The sequence below is a fragment of the Pseudomonas akapageensis genome, from assembly GCF_011355085.1.
GTDB classification, from domain to species: Bacteria; Pseudomonadota; Gammaproteobacteria; order Pseudomonadales; family Pseudomonadaceae; genus Aquipseudomonas; species Aquipseudomonas akapageensis.
This window is the reverse complement of the sequence record NZ_VXCP01000019.1, coordinates 27,881-41,507: the sequence shown is the minus strand read 5'-3', so window position 1 is coordinate 41,507 and position 13,627 is coordinate 27,881. Positions and strand designations below refer to the sequence as shown.

Annotated in this window: 11 protein-coding genes; 1 reads left to right on the top strand and 10 read right to left on the bottom strand. The window is 60.1% G+C overall.

Translation table 11 applies throughout. The features are described from left to right. Positions 1 to 32 precede the first annotated feature (32 nt). Together F2S13_RS14990 and F2S13_RS14985 are read right to left on the bottom strand one after the other, a co-directional pair. On the bottom strand, positions 33 to 1,904 hold the full coding sequence (locus F2S13_RS14990; RefSeq protein WP_166362106.1) for a DUF1302 domain-containing protein: 1,872 nt from the start codon (positions 1,902 to 1,904) through the stop codon (positions 33 to 35). Positions 1,905 to 2,038: 134 nt separating this feature from the next. Next, positions 2,039 to 2,593 (bottom strand): RBBP9/YdeN family alpha/beta hydrolase, encoded by a 555-nt coding sequence (locus F2S13_RS14985; RefSeq protein ID WP_166362104.1) that lies wholly within the window; start codon positions 2,591 to 2,593, stop codon positions 2,039 to 2,041. Positions 2,594 to 2,868: 275 nt separating this feature from the next. On the opposite strand from F2S13_RS14985, the gene F2S13_RS14980 reads away from it, so the two are divergent. Further along, complete coding sequence (locus F2S13_RS14980; protein WP_166362102.1) at positions 2,869 to 3,888, top strand: AraC family transcriptional regulator; 1,020 nt, start codon at positions 2,869 to 2,871, stop codon at positions 3,886 to 3,888. 82 nt (positions 3,889 to 3,970) lie between these two features. Here the strand turns inward: F2S13_RS14980 and F2S13_RS14975 are convergent, their stop codons facing one another. The 8 genes from F2S13_RS14975 to F2S13_RS14940 all read right to left on the bottom strand — a co-directional run bounded on the left by F2S13_RS14975 (position 3,971) and on the right by F2S13_RS14940 (position 13,403). Continuing rightward, positions 3,971 to 4,981 (bottom strand): putative sulfate exporter family transporter, encoded by a 1,011-nt coding sequence (locus F2S13_RS14975; RefSeq protein WP_166362100.1) that lies wholly within the window; start codon positions 4,979 to 4,981, stop codon positions 3,971 to 3,973. Continuing rightward, a complete protein-coding gene (locus tag F2S13_RS14970) occupies positions 4,978 to 6,309 on the bottom strand; it encodes an MFS transporter (protein WP_166362098.1) in 1,332 nt (443 codons plus the stop codon). Before F2S13_RS14970 ends, F2S13_RS14975 begins: the two co-directional genes overlap by 4 nt. A 109-nt stretch (positions 6,310 to 6,418) precedes the next feature. Further along, positions 6,419 to 7,471, bottom strand: coding sequence for a beta-keto acid cleavage family enzyme (locus F2S13_RS14965; protein ID WP_166362096.1), 1,053 nt, complete (start codon positions 7,469 to 7,471; stop codon positions 6,419 to 6,421). A 78-nt stretch (positions 7,472 to 7,549) separates the two neighbouring features. Further along, entirely contained in the window at positions 7,550 to 8,398 is an 849-nt protein-coding gene (locus tag F2S13_RS14960; protein ID WP_166362094.1) for a TauD/TfdA dioxygenase family protein, read from the bottom strand. 14 nt (positions 8,399 to 8,412) lie between these two features. Further along, the gene (locus F2S13_RS14955; protein ID WP_166362092.1) at positions 8,413 to 9,393 is read right to left on the bottom strand and encodes a quinone oxidoreductase family protein; all 981 of its coding nucleotides are present in this window, start codon (positions 9,391 to 9,393) and stop codon (positions 8,413 to 8,415) included. A gap of 185 nt (positions 9,394 to 9,578) precedes the next feature. Then, on the bottom strand, positions 9,579 to 10,550 hold the full coding sequence (gene dsdC / locus F2S13_RS14950) for a DNA-binding transcriptional regulator DsdC (protein WP_166362090.1): 972 nt from the start codon (positions 10,548 to 10,550) through the stop codon (positions 9,579 to 9,581). 116 nt (positions 10,551 to 10,666) lie between these two features. Further along, complete coding sequence (gene dsdA / locus F2S13_RS14945; protein WP_166362088.1) at positions 10,667 to 12,019, bottom strand: D-serine ammonia-lyase; 1,353 nt, start codon at positions 12,017 to 12,019, stop codon at positions 10,667 to 10,669. 43 nt (positions 12,020 to 12,062) lie between these two features. Then, positions 12,063 to 13,403 carry a GntT/GntP/DsdX family permease gene (locus tag F2S13_RS14940; RefSeq protein WP_166362086.1) on the bottom strand — a complete coding sequence of 447 codons (1,341 nt, stop codon included), beginning with the start codon at positions 13,401 to 13,403 and terminating at the stop codon, positions 12,063 to 12,065. Positions 13,404 to 13,627: the final 224 nt, after the last annotated feature.

Here is a 13,627-nt window from a genome sequence, read left to right as displayed (position 1 = left end):
CTCTCCACTTGTTTTTGTAATCCGAGCGTCAATCAGAAGGTGGTTTTGAACGAAGCCGTGACCATCCCGCGATCCTTCAGCAGAGGCGACAGGCCTCCCTGGGAAGTGATCTGGCCAGGGATGCAGCGGTACTGCCCACTGCTACCGGGGGTGTTGTTGTCAAAACCGGTATCACAGGTATCGAACGGCCCGAAGGCATCTACGTACTTCAGGTCGATCTTGTATTTCTGATAGATGTCCGCAGAGATGCCCACGGAGTAGCTACCGGCGTTCTCGCTGCCACCCAGCTGGACCGCCGAGTTGCCCTTGAGGCCGACGTTGTAGGCCATGGGCATGGACATATCGACACCCGGGAACACCTGGAACCAGGTCGGGGTGAAGTTGGCAGCGAGGGTGTAGGCATTGGTGTCGACCTTGTCGACCCCCCTGTAGCTGGAGTCGCCCTTGAAACTCTGCTGGCCCTTGTCGACACTGACCAGATGCGTCATGGCAGCTTCCATGGCCAGCGCGGAGGAATCCCACAACGGGGTATTGCCAAAGCTCACCAGGCCATTGAGTACCACGTGAAAAGTCTTGCCGCGGGCCGTTCCGGTTTCACCATGGCCCGGCAGGGCACTGATCAGGTTGGCGCCGTTGACCAGACCCTGGTCGGCCTGCGCACTCAACGTCGGATTGATGGTGGTGAAATTGCTCAGCAGCGGCATGTTCTCGCGATAGTTCAAATCGAGACCGACGCTGACCGGCCCCACACTTTTCGACAGGCTGATGCCATAGATGTCGATGTCATCGGCGTAGGCGGCCAGGTACTCAGTGCCCGTGAGGCCCGCGAGGCCTGGCTGGTGCAGGTTGGGTGCATTGATCAGCACCACCGGCATGGTGTCCGAGGTGTTGCGGTAGTAGAAGCCCAGGGTGCCGTCCAGCCATTGCGGGCTCCACTTGACCATCAGCCCGAAGTCACCGGCGTTGTGCGGTTTGCTGTCGTGCCCGCGCGGCGCGCCGTAGAAAGCGCCGGCACCACCGAGCAGCGTCGGCACCGGCAGCCAGAACAGATCTGCGCCCTCGCCGAGCATGTCGTAGCCACCCATATAGGTGCCACCCTCCGGCAGTCGCGAGTTCTGAAACTCCAGAAAGTACTGCGCGCCCAGGGTCAGTTCCGGATTGACGGTGAACGACATGGAAACCTGGTTACGCGGCAGAAACAGTTCCTTGGTCTCGGTGCCGGGCACGTTGTACAGCTTGGCAAGGTCCAGGGCAGCCTGGCCGTAGTTGATGCCGTTGGCGGCGTTGAACAGCGTCTCGCCCCAGTACATGTTGTGCTTGCCGAGCTTGGCGCTGAGCATCGACTCCTCGCCGATCTCGGTGCTGTAGAACACAAAGGCATCGAGGATTTCGCCGGAAGGGCCGTTGTAGTAACGATCGGTATAATTGCTGAGCCCATGCTTATGGGCGACATTGCCGTTGAGCGAATCACCCGGCTGAATGCTGCCTGCAGGACGGGCTGCAATCAGGTTGCCAGCATTGCCCGCCTGCCCTGGAAAAGGGTTGGAGTTGGAGCCGACATCGTCATAGGCATGGTCGTACCAACTGGCCGCGCTGACACGAAAGCCCATTTTTCTCTGGTAGATCACATCGAACTCGGTCAGCAGATCGACCCGCTGGGTCACTGCACTGCCGACACTGAAATTCTTGTCGCCATCGTTGTAGTTGGCGGCGTTGGCGATCTTCGCGTTCTGGCCTTCCACCCGTTGGCCGTAGCTGGTCTTGAAGGTGTTATCAAAGCGTGCGGTCCAGTCTTCACTGCCATTGTTGAATTCAAAGGCGTGGACAGCCGGCATGACGGCGAACGAAACAGCCGTGGCCAGCACGCTGCGCAGCAAGGGGCTGTGACCTGTAGTGGTCTGCATTACGTTGTCTCCGTTTCTTGTTTTTCTTGTTTTGGGTGCGAACAACGGCCCACATCCAGCCCGGGCGGGATGCGAGTGTCTTGCGGTCGGTTTGATTCCGGTGTTTGCGCCCTGGCTTCCAGGGCGGCGTGCGCCTAGCGATCCAATGTGCGGATAAAGGCTTCAGCCTGGGGCCATTCGCCGTAACCGGCGGCCGGGTTGAGGTGGCCTACGGCGCCCAGATTGACCAGCTCGCTGCCCCAGTTGCGGGCCATTCGGGTAACGGCTTCGAGGCTTGCAAGGTGGTCGTTGCTGCTGGCAGCGACGATCGAGGGGAACGGCAGAGGCGTCCCGGGCAGCGGGTCCCAGCCGTTGGCCTGCAGACTCTGCGGGGTCGGATAGCCTGCCGGCCAGCTGGCTTCAAGGTCCGGTGGTGCGGCCAGCAAGGCGCCTTTGATCGGGCGGTCATGTCGAGCAGCCCAGTGCACCACCATCAGCACACCGGCACTGTGCGCCACCAGGATCACCGGACCGGAGATGCTCTCCAGCTCGCGCTGGATCGCGTCGACCCGCGCCGCCAGGCTGAGTTTGTTCTCCTCCAGAGGAGGCACCGAGCGGACGTTATCCAGTTTGGCCTGGAGCAGCGTTTGCCAATGATCGGGTACGTGATCACGCAAGCCCGGAACAATCAGAATCGTGGTTTCACTCATCGCCATTCCCACTTTCGAATAATCAATCCAACGGTTCGCCAGTTCTTCGAACCCCTCGCCGTACAGTAGGTTTCGCCCATTGGCAGTGCTTCACATTTTGTGTCAGCCGCTTCACGTTTGATGACAGCGCTTCAGGATCGGGTCAGTGAATACCCGGGGATTGGTCAAGTGAATGTGCCGCCAGGTGCTTTCCATTTCCCGACCAAGGCTCTATAAGGGGCAGGCAGCTGCGACAGCGAGATCTCATTTTTCACCGAATGGAAGAATTGCCCGCCATGACCTGTCTTTCCCGATCCGCCGTACTGACCAATTACCTGGAAGTGGCTGGCCATCTGCGGTTGAACGCGAACGCCCTGCTGGCCGAGGAAGGCTTGAACCTTTCGCTCCTGAGCGATCCCAAACAGCGCATCCCGGCCAGCGCCGCCGCCAACCTGCTGGAGAAGTCGGCGTACTTGAGTGGTTGTGAAACCCTCGGCCTGCGCATGGCCGAGCTGCGCGAGCTGGCGGACTTCGGTGAAGTGAGTCTGCTGCTCACTCACCAGAAAAATCTGCGCGACGCCCTGCAAGTGATCGTGCAATACCGTCACCTGCTCAACGATTCACTGTCGATTTACATTGAGGAAACCGGCAAGACGGTCATCATCCGCGAGGAGCTGCTTTCCGAGCCGGCCACGCAAAACCGCCAGTCCATCGAACTGGCCGTCGCGATCATGCACCGCTTCTGCGCAGCACTGCTCGGCGCACACTGGCAGCCGATCAATGTCTGTTTCACCCATGAGGCGCCGAAGGACCTCGCCGTGCATCGGCGGATCTTCGGCTGCAAGGTGGAATTCGGCTGCGAGTTCAACGGCATCGTTTGCCCCGCCGCCAACCTCGACACTGCCAACCCACTGGCCAACGCCGCCATGGCCCGACACGCACAGCGCTACCTGGATTCGCTGCAAGGCAAACACGACCGTTCCCTGGCGTTCGAAGTGCGCAAATCCATTTACCTGCTGCTACCGATGGGCCGTGCCAGCATCAAGCAGATTGCCCAAAGCCAGGGCCTGAACGTACGCACCCTGCAACGTCGCCTGGACGAGGAAGGCGCCAATTTCAGTGATCTGATCAATGACGTGCGCCGCGACCTGGTGGTGCGCTACCTGGAGAACCCCGACTACACGCTGGGACGGATCACCGACATGCTCGGCTACTCCATGCCAGGCTCGTTCACCCGCTGGTTCGTTTCCCAGTTCGACATACCGCCAGCGGCCTGGCGCAGTGAACGCAAGATCGTGCCACGCCGGGACAACTGATCACAGCTGGTTGGCCTGCTACCCAAAAAAAACGGCCGCCTGTTGCAACAGACGGCCGTAAAAAGCAAATCTGGGGGGGGGGTTACAACCCCCAGCGCATCAGTACCAGCACCAGCGCCACGAGGAAGACCGTCTCCCCCACCATCAGCAGGATGGGCTTGATGCCCACCGCGGCAAGCTCCTTGAGCTGGGTTTTCATACCCAGGGCGCTAATGGCGATCACCAGACACCAGCGCGACAGTTCATTGGTGAATCCCTGCACTGCCGGGACAACCCAGCCAGTACTGTTGATGCACGCCAGTATCAGAAAACCCACCGCGAACCAGGGCAGTAACGGCGGTCGCTTGCCGGCCGGATCAGCGCCCTGCATGCGGGCCATCATCGCCGCGCAAACGATCACGGGCAGCAACATCGCCACCCGCATCAACTTGACCACAGTCGCCGTATCGCCGGTCTCGGTAGACATGCTGTAGCCGGCACCCACCACCTGGGCCACGTCATGGATGGTTGCACCGAGGAACACCCCGGCTTGCTGGGGCGACATCGCGAGCCAATTGGCGATCATCGGGTAGACGATCATGGCCAGGGTCGACAGTGCCGACACGCCAATCACGGTGAACAGCGTCGCGCGCTCCTTCTGTGGATGGCTGGGCAAGGCCGCCGCCAGCGCCAGGGCTGCCGAGGCACCGCATATCGCCGTAGCACCGCCGGTGAGCATGCCAAACACACGCTGGAAGCCCATGGCCTTGGCCGCCACCATCGAGACGAGGATGGTCACCACCACCAGGCTCACCACCAGCGCCACCGGTTTCCAGCCCAGTGCGGCGATCTGCTCCAGGGTGATACGCATCCCCAACAGCGCCACACCGATACGCAATACAGTGCGCGCAGTGAACTCGATGCCGACCTTGCACGTGCTGTCGCCAGCGAGAAAGTTCAGCGCCATGCCGAGCAGCAGCGCGAACAGCATCACCGGCGCGCCATAGTGCTCGGCGAGGAAACTCGCCGCGGCGGCGACAATCAGGCTGACGAGAAAGCCGGGGACCCGTTCTCGCGCACGGCTGTGAACATGCGCCAGGGCAATGGCACTCACGGCCTCACCTCCAGCGCGGCCTTGGGAGGCGTTTGATCAACCGCCTCGCCCTGCGGACGAGCAATGTCGTCGAGATAGTGACAGCGGATATAGAAGAACACCGCCGCTGCCGCGATGCTCATCAGCGGCACCAGCTGAAAGGCCCCGTGCAGGCCGATAAGATCGGACACCCTGCCAGTGACGAAGGGCCCCGGGGCCAGGCCGATAATGTTATTGACCAGGGTCAGGGTGGCGAAAGCGGTGCCATGCACTTTGTAGTGGGTCAGGTTCGCGATCGTGGCGATGATCGGGCCGTTGATACCCGTCACGAACAGCATGGCCAGGCCGATCAGCCCCAACTGGACAGGGCCGACCGCCTGAACCAACGCCAGCGACATCAACAGGCAACTACCCAGGCAGAAAACAATGGAAATCTCGATCTTGCGCAGCGGAGATTGACGGCACAAGCGATCGCTGAGCATGCCGCAGAGAATCGCCCCGGCGCCGCAGCACAGCACCATGACGCCGGCCATAACGCCGGCCTTGCCCTCGCCCATCGCGTAATAGCGGTTGAAATAGCTCGGCATCCACACAATCATGCTACCGGCAACGAATGTCTGCAGGCCGCTGGCGACATAAGCGGCTATAACCGAACGCGTGCCGTACAAGGTGCGCAGCGGACGCTCGACCGCAGCCTTGGTCTTGCTGCCGATCGCGGCGAGACGCTGCGGGGCAATACGGGCTTCCTTGACGATGATCGGGTAAAGCGCTGCCAGCATCAGACCAAACAGCGCCATACTGGCGAACGACCAGCGCCAGCCCAACTTCACGGCAATCGCCCCGCCCAGGGAGATGCCCAACACCGAGCCAAACATGGCGCCGGCCATGAAGGCACTGGCGAGAGTTGCACGCATGCTCTTGGGAAACACCGACACCACCACGGCGACGCCGACGCTCCCGTAGGCAGCCTCACCGACGCCCACCATGAAGCGCGCAATCAACATCTCCTGGTAGTTCTCTGCCAGGGCGCAGCCCAGGGTGGCAAGGCTCCACAGCAAGGCCATCAGCGTCAGACTCCTGACCCGGCCAAAGCGGTCGGCCAGCATCGACAAGGGGACCGTCAGCAGGCCTACCATCAAGGCGACAATGCCGCTGAGCAGGCCGAGCTGACCGTCACTCAGTGTCCATTCGCTCTTGAGAATCGGGAACACGGCATTGAGCACCTGCCGTGACATGTAATCGGAAATCAATAGGCCAAAGGTCAGTGCGAACACAATCCACGCGTACCTGCGTGGAATACCGACCGAAGTATCCTCTTCATCAGCCACTTTACTGTGGTGATAGGCCATGCTGCCTCCTCGGTGTCTTGCACCTGTTTTGTTATTGTTTTTGGTCTGCTCAACGCGTTTCAGGTTGGCCGGGGCAGGATACCAGTGGCGTCCTGCCCCGCAACCTCTATCACCCGCGCTGTGGTACGCCCTTCTGACCCGGCTTGCGGTTCGGCGCCATGCCGTTGGCCAACAGGGTTTCTTCAACACTCTGGTACTGCACACCGATACGGTAGATGTCGCGCGCCTCTTTGCCGGTGGCGATATCACGTCCCAACTCGTGGGCAATACGCACCGTCTGCTTGATCTGCTCCACGGAAGAGAAGCGATTGCCGTGTTGATCGATAATGGTGTCTTCGTTACCGAGCCGTGGATGCAAGCCCATGGCCAGGGCGATGGTGTTCAGTGGCAGCACATTCTTGAGCAGCGACTCGGCCGTCAAGGTGCAACCATCCGGAACGCGATTGATGAAGTTGATCATGTTCATCGGGTTCGGGCCGTCGAAGCCGCCGCCAATGCCGATCCAGGTCAGGTTCAACGGGCCCTTGTAGATGCCCTTGCGCACCAGTCGCTCGAGGGTCTCGTAGGCGTGGATGCCGGTCAGCTGGAAGTGCGGCTGAATGTTGCTGGCCTGTAGGCGCTTGAGGTGCTCCTCGACCCAGGCAGGACCTGCCGGTACAGTCATTTCGCTATAGGCGGCATTGGTGGCTGGTTCAAGCAGGGAGGTGCCTTCAATGCCATCCGGATACAGCAGCTCCGCGATATTCATCTGAATGGTGTTGATGGCGATGGTGACCTGATCCGGCTTGGGCGACAGCTCCGCGAGCATGTGCCGGGTATCGTCGGAGAGCCACAGGGCTTCGGCGCCCTCGCCTTCAGGAGCAAAGGAAATCGAGCCGCCGACCTGGATGATCATGTCCGGCACGGCTTCACGTACCCCGGCGATCAACTCGTTGAACTTGGACAGACGCTTGGACCCTTTGCCGTCCAGTTCGCGCACATGCAAGTGCAGCACGGTGGCGCCTGCTTCATAGCAGTCGACAGCCTTCTGTACATGCTCGTCCATGGTCAGCGGAATGTCTTGCGGGAAGTCTTCCGGCATCCACTGAGGGGCGTAAGGGGCGACGGTAATCACCACCTTTTCCATGTTTTCCGGGTGCAGCGAATCGTCGAAAAACTGCATTTTCGTCTCCTGTTGTTATTGTTGCCCGCCCGACGGGCTGTACGGAGCGGGCGTTTGCGTGAGTGCAGGTGAGGTTGCTCAGTAAGGCTTGTCGCCAATGATCCCGGCGCGATCCATCTTGCGATGGCAGGCCGGGTAATCCATCACGGCGTAGTGCTGTGTGCTGCGGTTGTCCCAGATGGCGAAGCTGTTGGGCCTCCAGCGCCAGCGCACCTGATACTCCGGGATGCTGGCCTGGCTGATCAGGTAGCGCAGCAACTCGGACGAACCCTGGGTGAAATCCTGGCCGTAACGCACCCGTTCGGCAGTGTGAAAGTTGCTGAAGTGCGTCGTGAACGCATTGACGAACAGTATCTTCTCGCCAGTCTCTGGATGAGTGCGCACCACGGGGTGCTCCGCGTCCGGGTACTGGGCCTTGAGCGCCAGGCGCTTTTCGATCGGCATCGCCGCGCCGAACGTCGCCTCGATGCTGTGACGGGCACGCAGGCCTTCGATCTTCGCTTTCACGTCGTTCGGCAGTCGCGCATAGGCCTCGACCATGTTGGCCCACATGGTGTCACCCCCGACAGGCGGGCACTCCACGCAGCGCAGCACGCCCCCCAGCGACGGTGTTTCGCGCCAGGTGCCGTCGGAGTGCCAGGAATTCTCGTAACGGTCGAGGGGACTGTCCGGGCGCTTGTAGATCTGCACCAGGCCCGGGTGGTCCGGGTCGCTGCCAGCCACCGGGTGATCTTCCAGCTCGCCGAAGCGTCGAGCGAAGGCAACGTGCTGGGCACGAGTGATGTCCTGGTCACGCAGGAACACCACACGATGCTTGACCATCTGGGCACGAATCTCGGCGAACAGACCGTCGTCATGGATGGCATCGGCCAGGTTGACGCCAATCAGCTCTGCGCCAATGCTGCAGGTAAGTTGTTCGACTCGCATGGCGGCAGACCTCCTTAGATGACGAAGATCGATGAGCCCGTGGTCTTGCGCGACTCCAGGTCACGGTGGGCCTGTACGGCATCCTGCAAGTCGTACTGCTGGTTGATCTCGATCTTGATCCGACCGCTGCCGACATGGTCGAACAACTCGCCGGCCAGGTCGGCCTTCTCGGCCGGGTCGGCGATGTAGTCGGCCAGTGCCGGACGCGTCACGAACAGCGAGCCCTTCATCGCCAGCTGCGCCGGCTCGAATGCCGGAATCGGCCCGGAGGCGGTACCGACGCAGACCAACAGGCCCCGGCGCTTGAGCGAGTCCAGAGAATCCATGAACGTCGTTTTGCCGACACTGTCGAACACCACGTTGACGCCAACGCCATCGGTGAGTTCGCGAACGCGCTGGGCGAAATTTTCATGGCTGTAGTTGATGATGTGGTCGCAGCCATGAGCCTTGGCGAGTTCGCCCTTGGCTTCGGTGGACACGGTGCCGATGACCGTCAGGCCCAGCAGCTTGGCCCACTGCGAGACAATCAGGCCCACGCCACCGGCGGCGGCATGCAGCAGAACGGTGTCGCCTGCCTTGAAATCGTAGATGCGGCGCATCAGGTAGGACGAGGTCAGGCCACGCATGGTCATGGCGGCGGCGGTCTCGAAACTGATGGATTCGGGCAGTTTGATCAGCGGCGCGGCCGGGATCAGGCGCTCGGTACTGTAGGCACCCAGGGTATTGATGAAGCCGGTGTAGGTAACGCGATCACCAACGGCGACGTTGGTAACACCCTCGCCGACGGCCTGCACGATACCGGATGCCTCGACCCCCATGCCGTTGGCCAGCGGGATCGGGTAGGTGCCATTGCGAAAGTAGGTGTCGGCATAGTTCAAGCCGACCGCTACATGACGAAGACGGACTTGACCAGGACCTGGATCGCCAACCTCGACGTCTTCATAGCGAAGGACTTCGGGGCCCCCTGTTTCGTAGAAGCGTACGGCTTTGGCCATGCTTGTATCTCTCCAATCTGCGTTTTTATTGTGTGTGTAAACAGGCGCTGATTGGAATGTAATCAGCAGACGGGATGAGTGCTTCACATCTAATGTCAGCGCTTTCACACTTGGTGACAACAGCGTCTTGCTGCAGCGCTTGCTCACTGCTATTCAACGGCCCGTAACAGCCACATATGCACCTGTCATCCGGGCAGCTCGTCGCTCTCGTCCAAAGGTGATGATTGACGCGCGCACTCTCTCAGCCAGTTCATGAAAACCAGTAATCGCTTCGGGACAGTGCCGAGCGGCGGGTGAACCAGATAGTAATCGTAGTGGCCTGATCGGCTGAATCCGCCGAGGGGAAGCACAAGTTCGCCACGATCCACACGCGTCTGCACCAGTTGCTGGCGACCGATCGCGATGCCGGCGTGGTTGATGGCTGCCGTCACGCTCAGGTCAGAGCGATCGAAGGTCAAACTGCGCTTGGGAAGTGCCGCGAACAGGTTGTGTTGTTCGGCCCAGAGCGACCATTCTGCATCGTAGGCCGCATGGTCCCAGGCCAAGGAGTCATGCAGGATTGTGCAGTGCTGCAAATTCTCCGGGTTCTCTTCCAGACGATGACGTCGCGCATAGTCGGGACTGCACACAGGGGCCAGCCGTTCACGCATCAACCGCTGGCTCGTCAGCCCGGGAAACTCGCCATTGGCGTAGTACAAGGCCAGGTCGATCTTGCGCGTTCGAAAGTCGACATTGTCGTTGCCTACCCGCAGGTCCAATGACACCAACGGGTAACGCTCGACGAAATCCGCCAGCCTGGGGACCAGCCAGCATTGGGCGATTGAAGGCCTGACATACAGCGCAATGGACCCGGCAACTTCTGCCCGGGACGATTGCTCCAGTGCTTCGGACAATTCGCCCATCGCAGTCTGCAGTATCTCGAAGATACGCTCGCCCTCATCCGTCAGGCTGACCTGCCTGGTCAGGCGCTTGAACAGCTTCATGGACAACGCGGTTTCCAGCCGGCTTATGCGGTGACTGACAGCGCTGGCGGTCAAGCACAGCTCCTCCGCTGCACGGGCAAAGCTCAGATGTCGAGCGGCCACCAGAAAGGTGTGAAGGTTCGCGAACTGGCTACTGTTGAGCCTGGAGCTGATACGAGGAGGAAGGTTGAGCACGACGGTTTACCCGCTTTTTAATCTGACATTGCTTTAGCAAGTGTACCGGGTGTGGCAAGACAATCACCTTGCCACTCCCCGGTCTTTACTCTTGCTTCGGCAAGCAGGTGGCCTGATCAGCCTTTGGCAAGCAATTGACGACCCTTGGCCAGATAAGCATCCATCTCGTCGGACGGCACCATGTTACCGCCGGTGGCCCAGACCAGGTGGGTCGCTTGCGCCATGGCCTGGCTGCTCAGGCCGGCACGCGCCAGGTAGCCTTGCTGCTCACCCAGAACTCTGGCAATGCCTGGCACACCAGCCAGCGCCGACGGTTCCAGGCGAGTGCCTTCGCTGCTCTCCATCAGCGCCAACAAGCTGTACATCTCCTCATCGCTGACGGTGTAGAAACCGTCGAGCAAGCGCTGCATGGCCTTTCCGACAAAGCCCGAAGCGCGCCCCACGGCCAGTCCATCAGCCGCCGTCACATTATCGATGCCAAAGTCTTGCACAGACACTTCGTCGTGCAGCCCGGTATAGACACCCAACAACATGCACGGCGAGTGCGTGGGCTCGGCGAAGATGCAGTGGACAGCGTCACCGAAGGCCAGCTTCAAACCGAAGGCGACGCCACCCGGCGCACCACCCACGCCACAAGGCAGATACACGAACAAGGGATGTTGCGCATCCACTGCAATATTGGCGGCGGCCAATTGCTTTTTCAGTCGTTCGGCGGCGACCGAGTAGCCCAGGAACAAGTTGACCGAGTTTTCATCGTCCACGAAATGACAGGCCGGATCGGACTCCGCTTGTTTGCGCCCTTGCGCAACCGCCACGCTGTAATCCGATGAATATTCGACCACCGTAACGCCGTGTGAGCGCAACTTGTCTTTCTTCCATTGCCGCGCATCCGCCGACATATGCACCGTCACCTGGAAGCCCAGCGCGGCCCCCATGATGCCGATGGACAGGCCGAGGTTGCCGGTTGAACCGACGGCAATCTTGTACTGGCCGAAAAAGGCTCGCGCTTTATCGCTGTGCAGCACGGCGTAGTCGTCGTCCAGTGTCAGCAATTTCCCCGCCAATGCCAGGTCTTCGGCATGCTTGAGGACTTCATAAATACCGCCGCGCGCCTTGATGGAACCGGAAATAGGCAGATGGCTGTCGCGCTTGAGCCACAGCGCCCCTGGCAGTGTCTGGCCGTAGCGCTCGCTCAGCAAATTTTGCAGTTGTGGCAGCGGCTGGATGTCCGACTCGATAATGCCACCGCTGCAATCGGTTTCCGGAAAGGCGAGCCTCAAGTAAGAAGCAAAGCGCGTCAGCCGGGCACTGGCGTCGGCGACGTCCGCGGCCGTCAACCCCACATCGCCAATCGATTCCGCGACCGGCGCCACAGCGGGATTGAACCAGGTGGTTTCTTGTAGCGCGACCAGATCGCGAATCAATGGATAGCTGGAATACCAGTTTTCAAGTGTTCTTCCCAAAATCATGACGGGGTCCCTCTAGACAATCAGACTGAAAATACGGGTTGAGTCAAACAACGTGCGACAGCAGCAGGGTCAAACCCAGCGCGATCAATGAAGCCAGTACGGTGGCCGAGGTGAACTTCTTCAAGGCTTCGGCCAATGAGACCCCCAGGTATTCCTTGACTACCCAGAATGCCGAGTCCGTCACATGGGTCCAGCCAATGGCGCCGGCACCGATGGCAACACAAATGATTTCCTTGCTCACCGTTGGATGAGCGCCCAGCATCGGCATCACCATGCCGGCGGCGCTGATCATTGCCACCGTCGCCGAGCCGACGGCGAAGTGCATCAATCCCGCCACTAGCCACGCCAGGACGATGGGGTTCATGTTCAACTGCGTCAACGAAGCGGCCAGCGCGTCACCCACACCGCTGTCGACCAGGATGCCGTTGAACGCGCCACCGGCACCGATGATCAGAAGAATGCTGGCCAGCGGAGGAAAGCTCTTCTGAGTGTGCGCGAGCAAGTCAGGCATCGATAGGCCACGGCGCAAGCCCAGCGCCCAGTAAGCAAACAGCACGGCAATGGACAGTGCGATCAGCGGCGTTCCCAGGAACGTAATAACGTTAAAGGCCATGGAGTCATGAGGCAGGCCGGTGGCGAAGGTTTTCCCTACCATCAGCAGAAGTGGCAACAGGATAGTCAGCAGCGTCACGCCCAGGCCCGGCAAATTTCGGCTAGTGCTGTCGTCGCAGTGTTCCTCGAGAAAGGCTTCTTGATCGGTAGGCGCTTCACTCTTGCACACCAGCTTGATCCACAGCGGCCCGGCAATAATGGCGGTGGGCAGTGCGACCATGAGACCGTACACGATGACCTTGCCGACATCGGCGCCCAGCATCCCGGTGATTGCCATGGCGGCAGGATGAGGGGGCAACATGCAATGAACCGCCATCAATGACACGGCCAGGGGCACGCCCAGGTACAGGAGGTTGATCCTGGTCTCTTTCGCGACGACGTAGATCAGCGGAATGAGCAGAACGAATCCAACCTCGAAGAACACCGGTATACCCGCAATAAAGCCTACGAGCATCATGGCCCATGAAGCACGTTCTTTTCCCAGGGCGTTCAACAGCGTCTGGGCAATGCGCTCCGCGCCACCGGACTCTTCCAGCATCTTGCCGAGTATGCCACCCAGGCCAATGATCGCCGCCAGGAACCCGAGTGTTCCGCCGACACCCTTTTCAAAGGCAGAGGCAATTTGCACCAGTGGCATGCCTGAACCAATACCCACCACAAAACACGCGGCGGTCAATGCCAGGAAAGCATGGACGCGAACTTTGACGATTAGAAAAACGATCAGAATGATGGCGCAAAACAGCACCAGCAATAGAGTGGGACCACTGTGCATGGTGTCTCCTGGAAGAGCTTTTATTATTGAAATAGTGATAGGGATCACTCACCTTCGCGGCATTAGAGGCCACAACACAGGGGCTGACAAAGGATGGATTTTCAGGGGATAGATGACGTGGGGTCATCTATGAAAGCGCAAGGCCCTGGGTCAGGAAATAAAGATTTGCCAGAGCCCTGGCCTCAAACGCCAGAAACGAAAAAGCCCTGAGGAGTCAGGGCTTT

Excerpts from the sequence above, each read along its gene's own strand:
- F2S13_RS14985 (WP_166362104.1), bottom strand. The coding sequence starts at position 2,593 with ATGAGTGAAACCACGATTCTGATTGTTCCGGGCTTGCGTGATCACGTA.
- dsdA (WP_166362088.1), bottom strand. The coding sequence starts at position 12,019 with ATGATTTTGGGAAGAACACTTGAAAACTGGTATTCCAGCTATCCATTG.
- F2S13_RS14980 (WP_166362102.1), top strand. The coding sequence starts at position 2,869 with ATGACCTGTCTTTCCCGATCCGCCGTACTGACCAATTACCTGGAAGTG.
- F2S13_RS14960 (WP_166362094.1), bottom strand. The coding sequence starts at position 8,398 with ATGCGAGTCGAACAACTTACCTGCAGCATTGGCGCAGAGCTGATTGGC.
- F2S13_RS14955 (WP_166362092.1), bottom strand. The coding sequence starts at position 9,393 with ATGGCCAAAGCCGTACGCTTCTACGAAACAGGGGGCCCCGAAGTCCTT.
- F2S13_RS14970 (WP_166362098.1), bottom strand. The coding sequence starts at position 6,309 with ATGGCCTATCACCACAGTAAAGTGGCTGATGAAGAGGATACTTCGGTC.
- F2S13_RS14940 (WP_166362086.1), bottom strand. The coding sequence starts at position 13,403 with ATGCACAGTGGTCCCACTCTATTGCTGGTGCTGTTTTGCGCCATCATT.
- F2S13_RS14965 (WP_166362096.1), bottom strand. The coding sequence starts at position 7,471 with ATGCAGTTTTTCGACGATTCGCTGCACCCGGAAAACATGGAAAAGGTG.
- F2S13_RS14990 (WP_166362106.1), bottom strand. The coding sequence starts at position 1,904 with ATGCAGACCACTACAGGTCACAGCCCCTTGCTGCGCAGCGTGCTGGCC.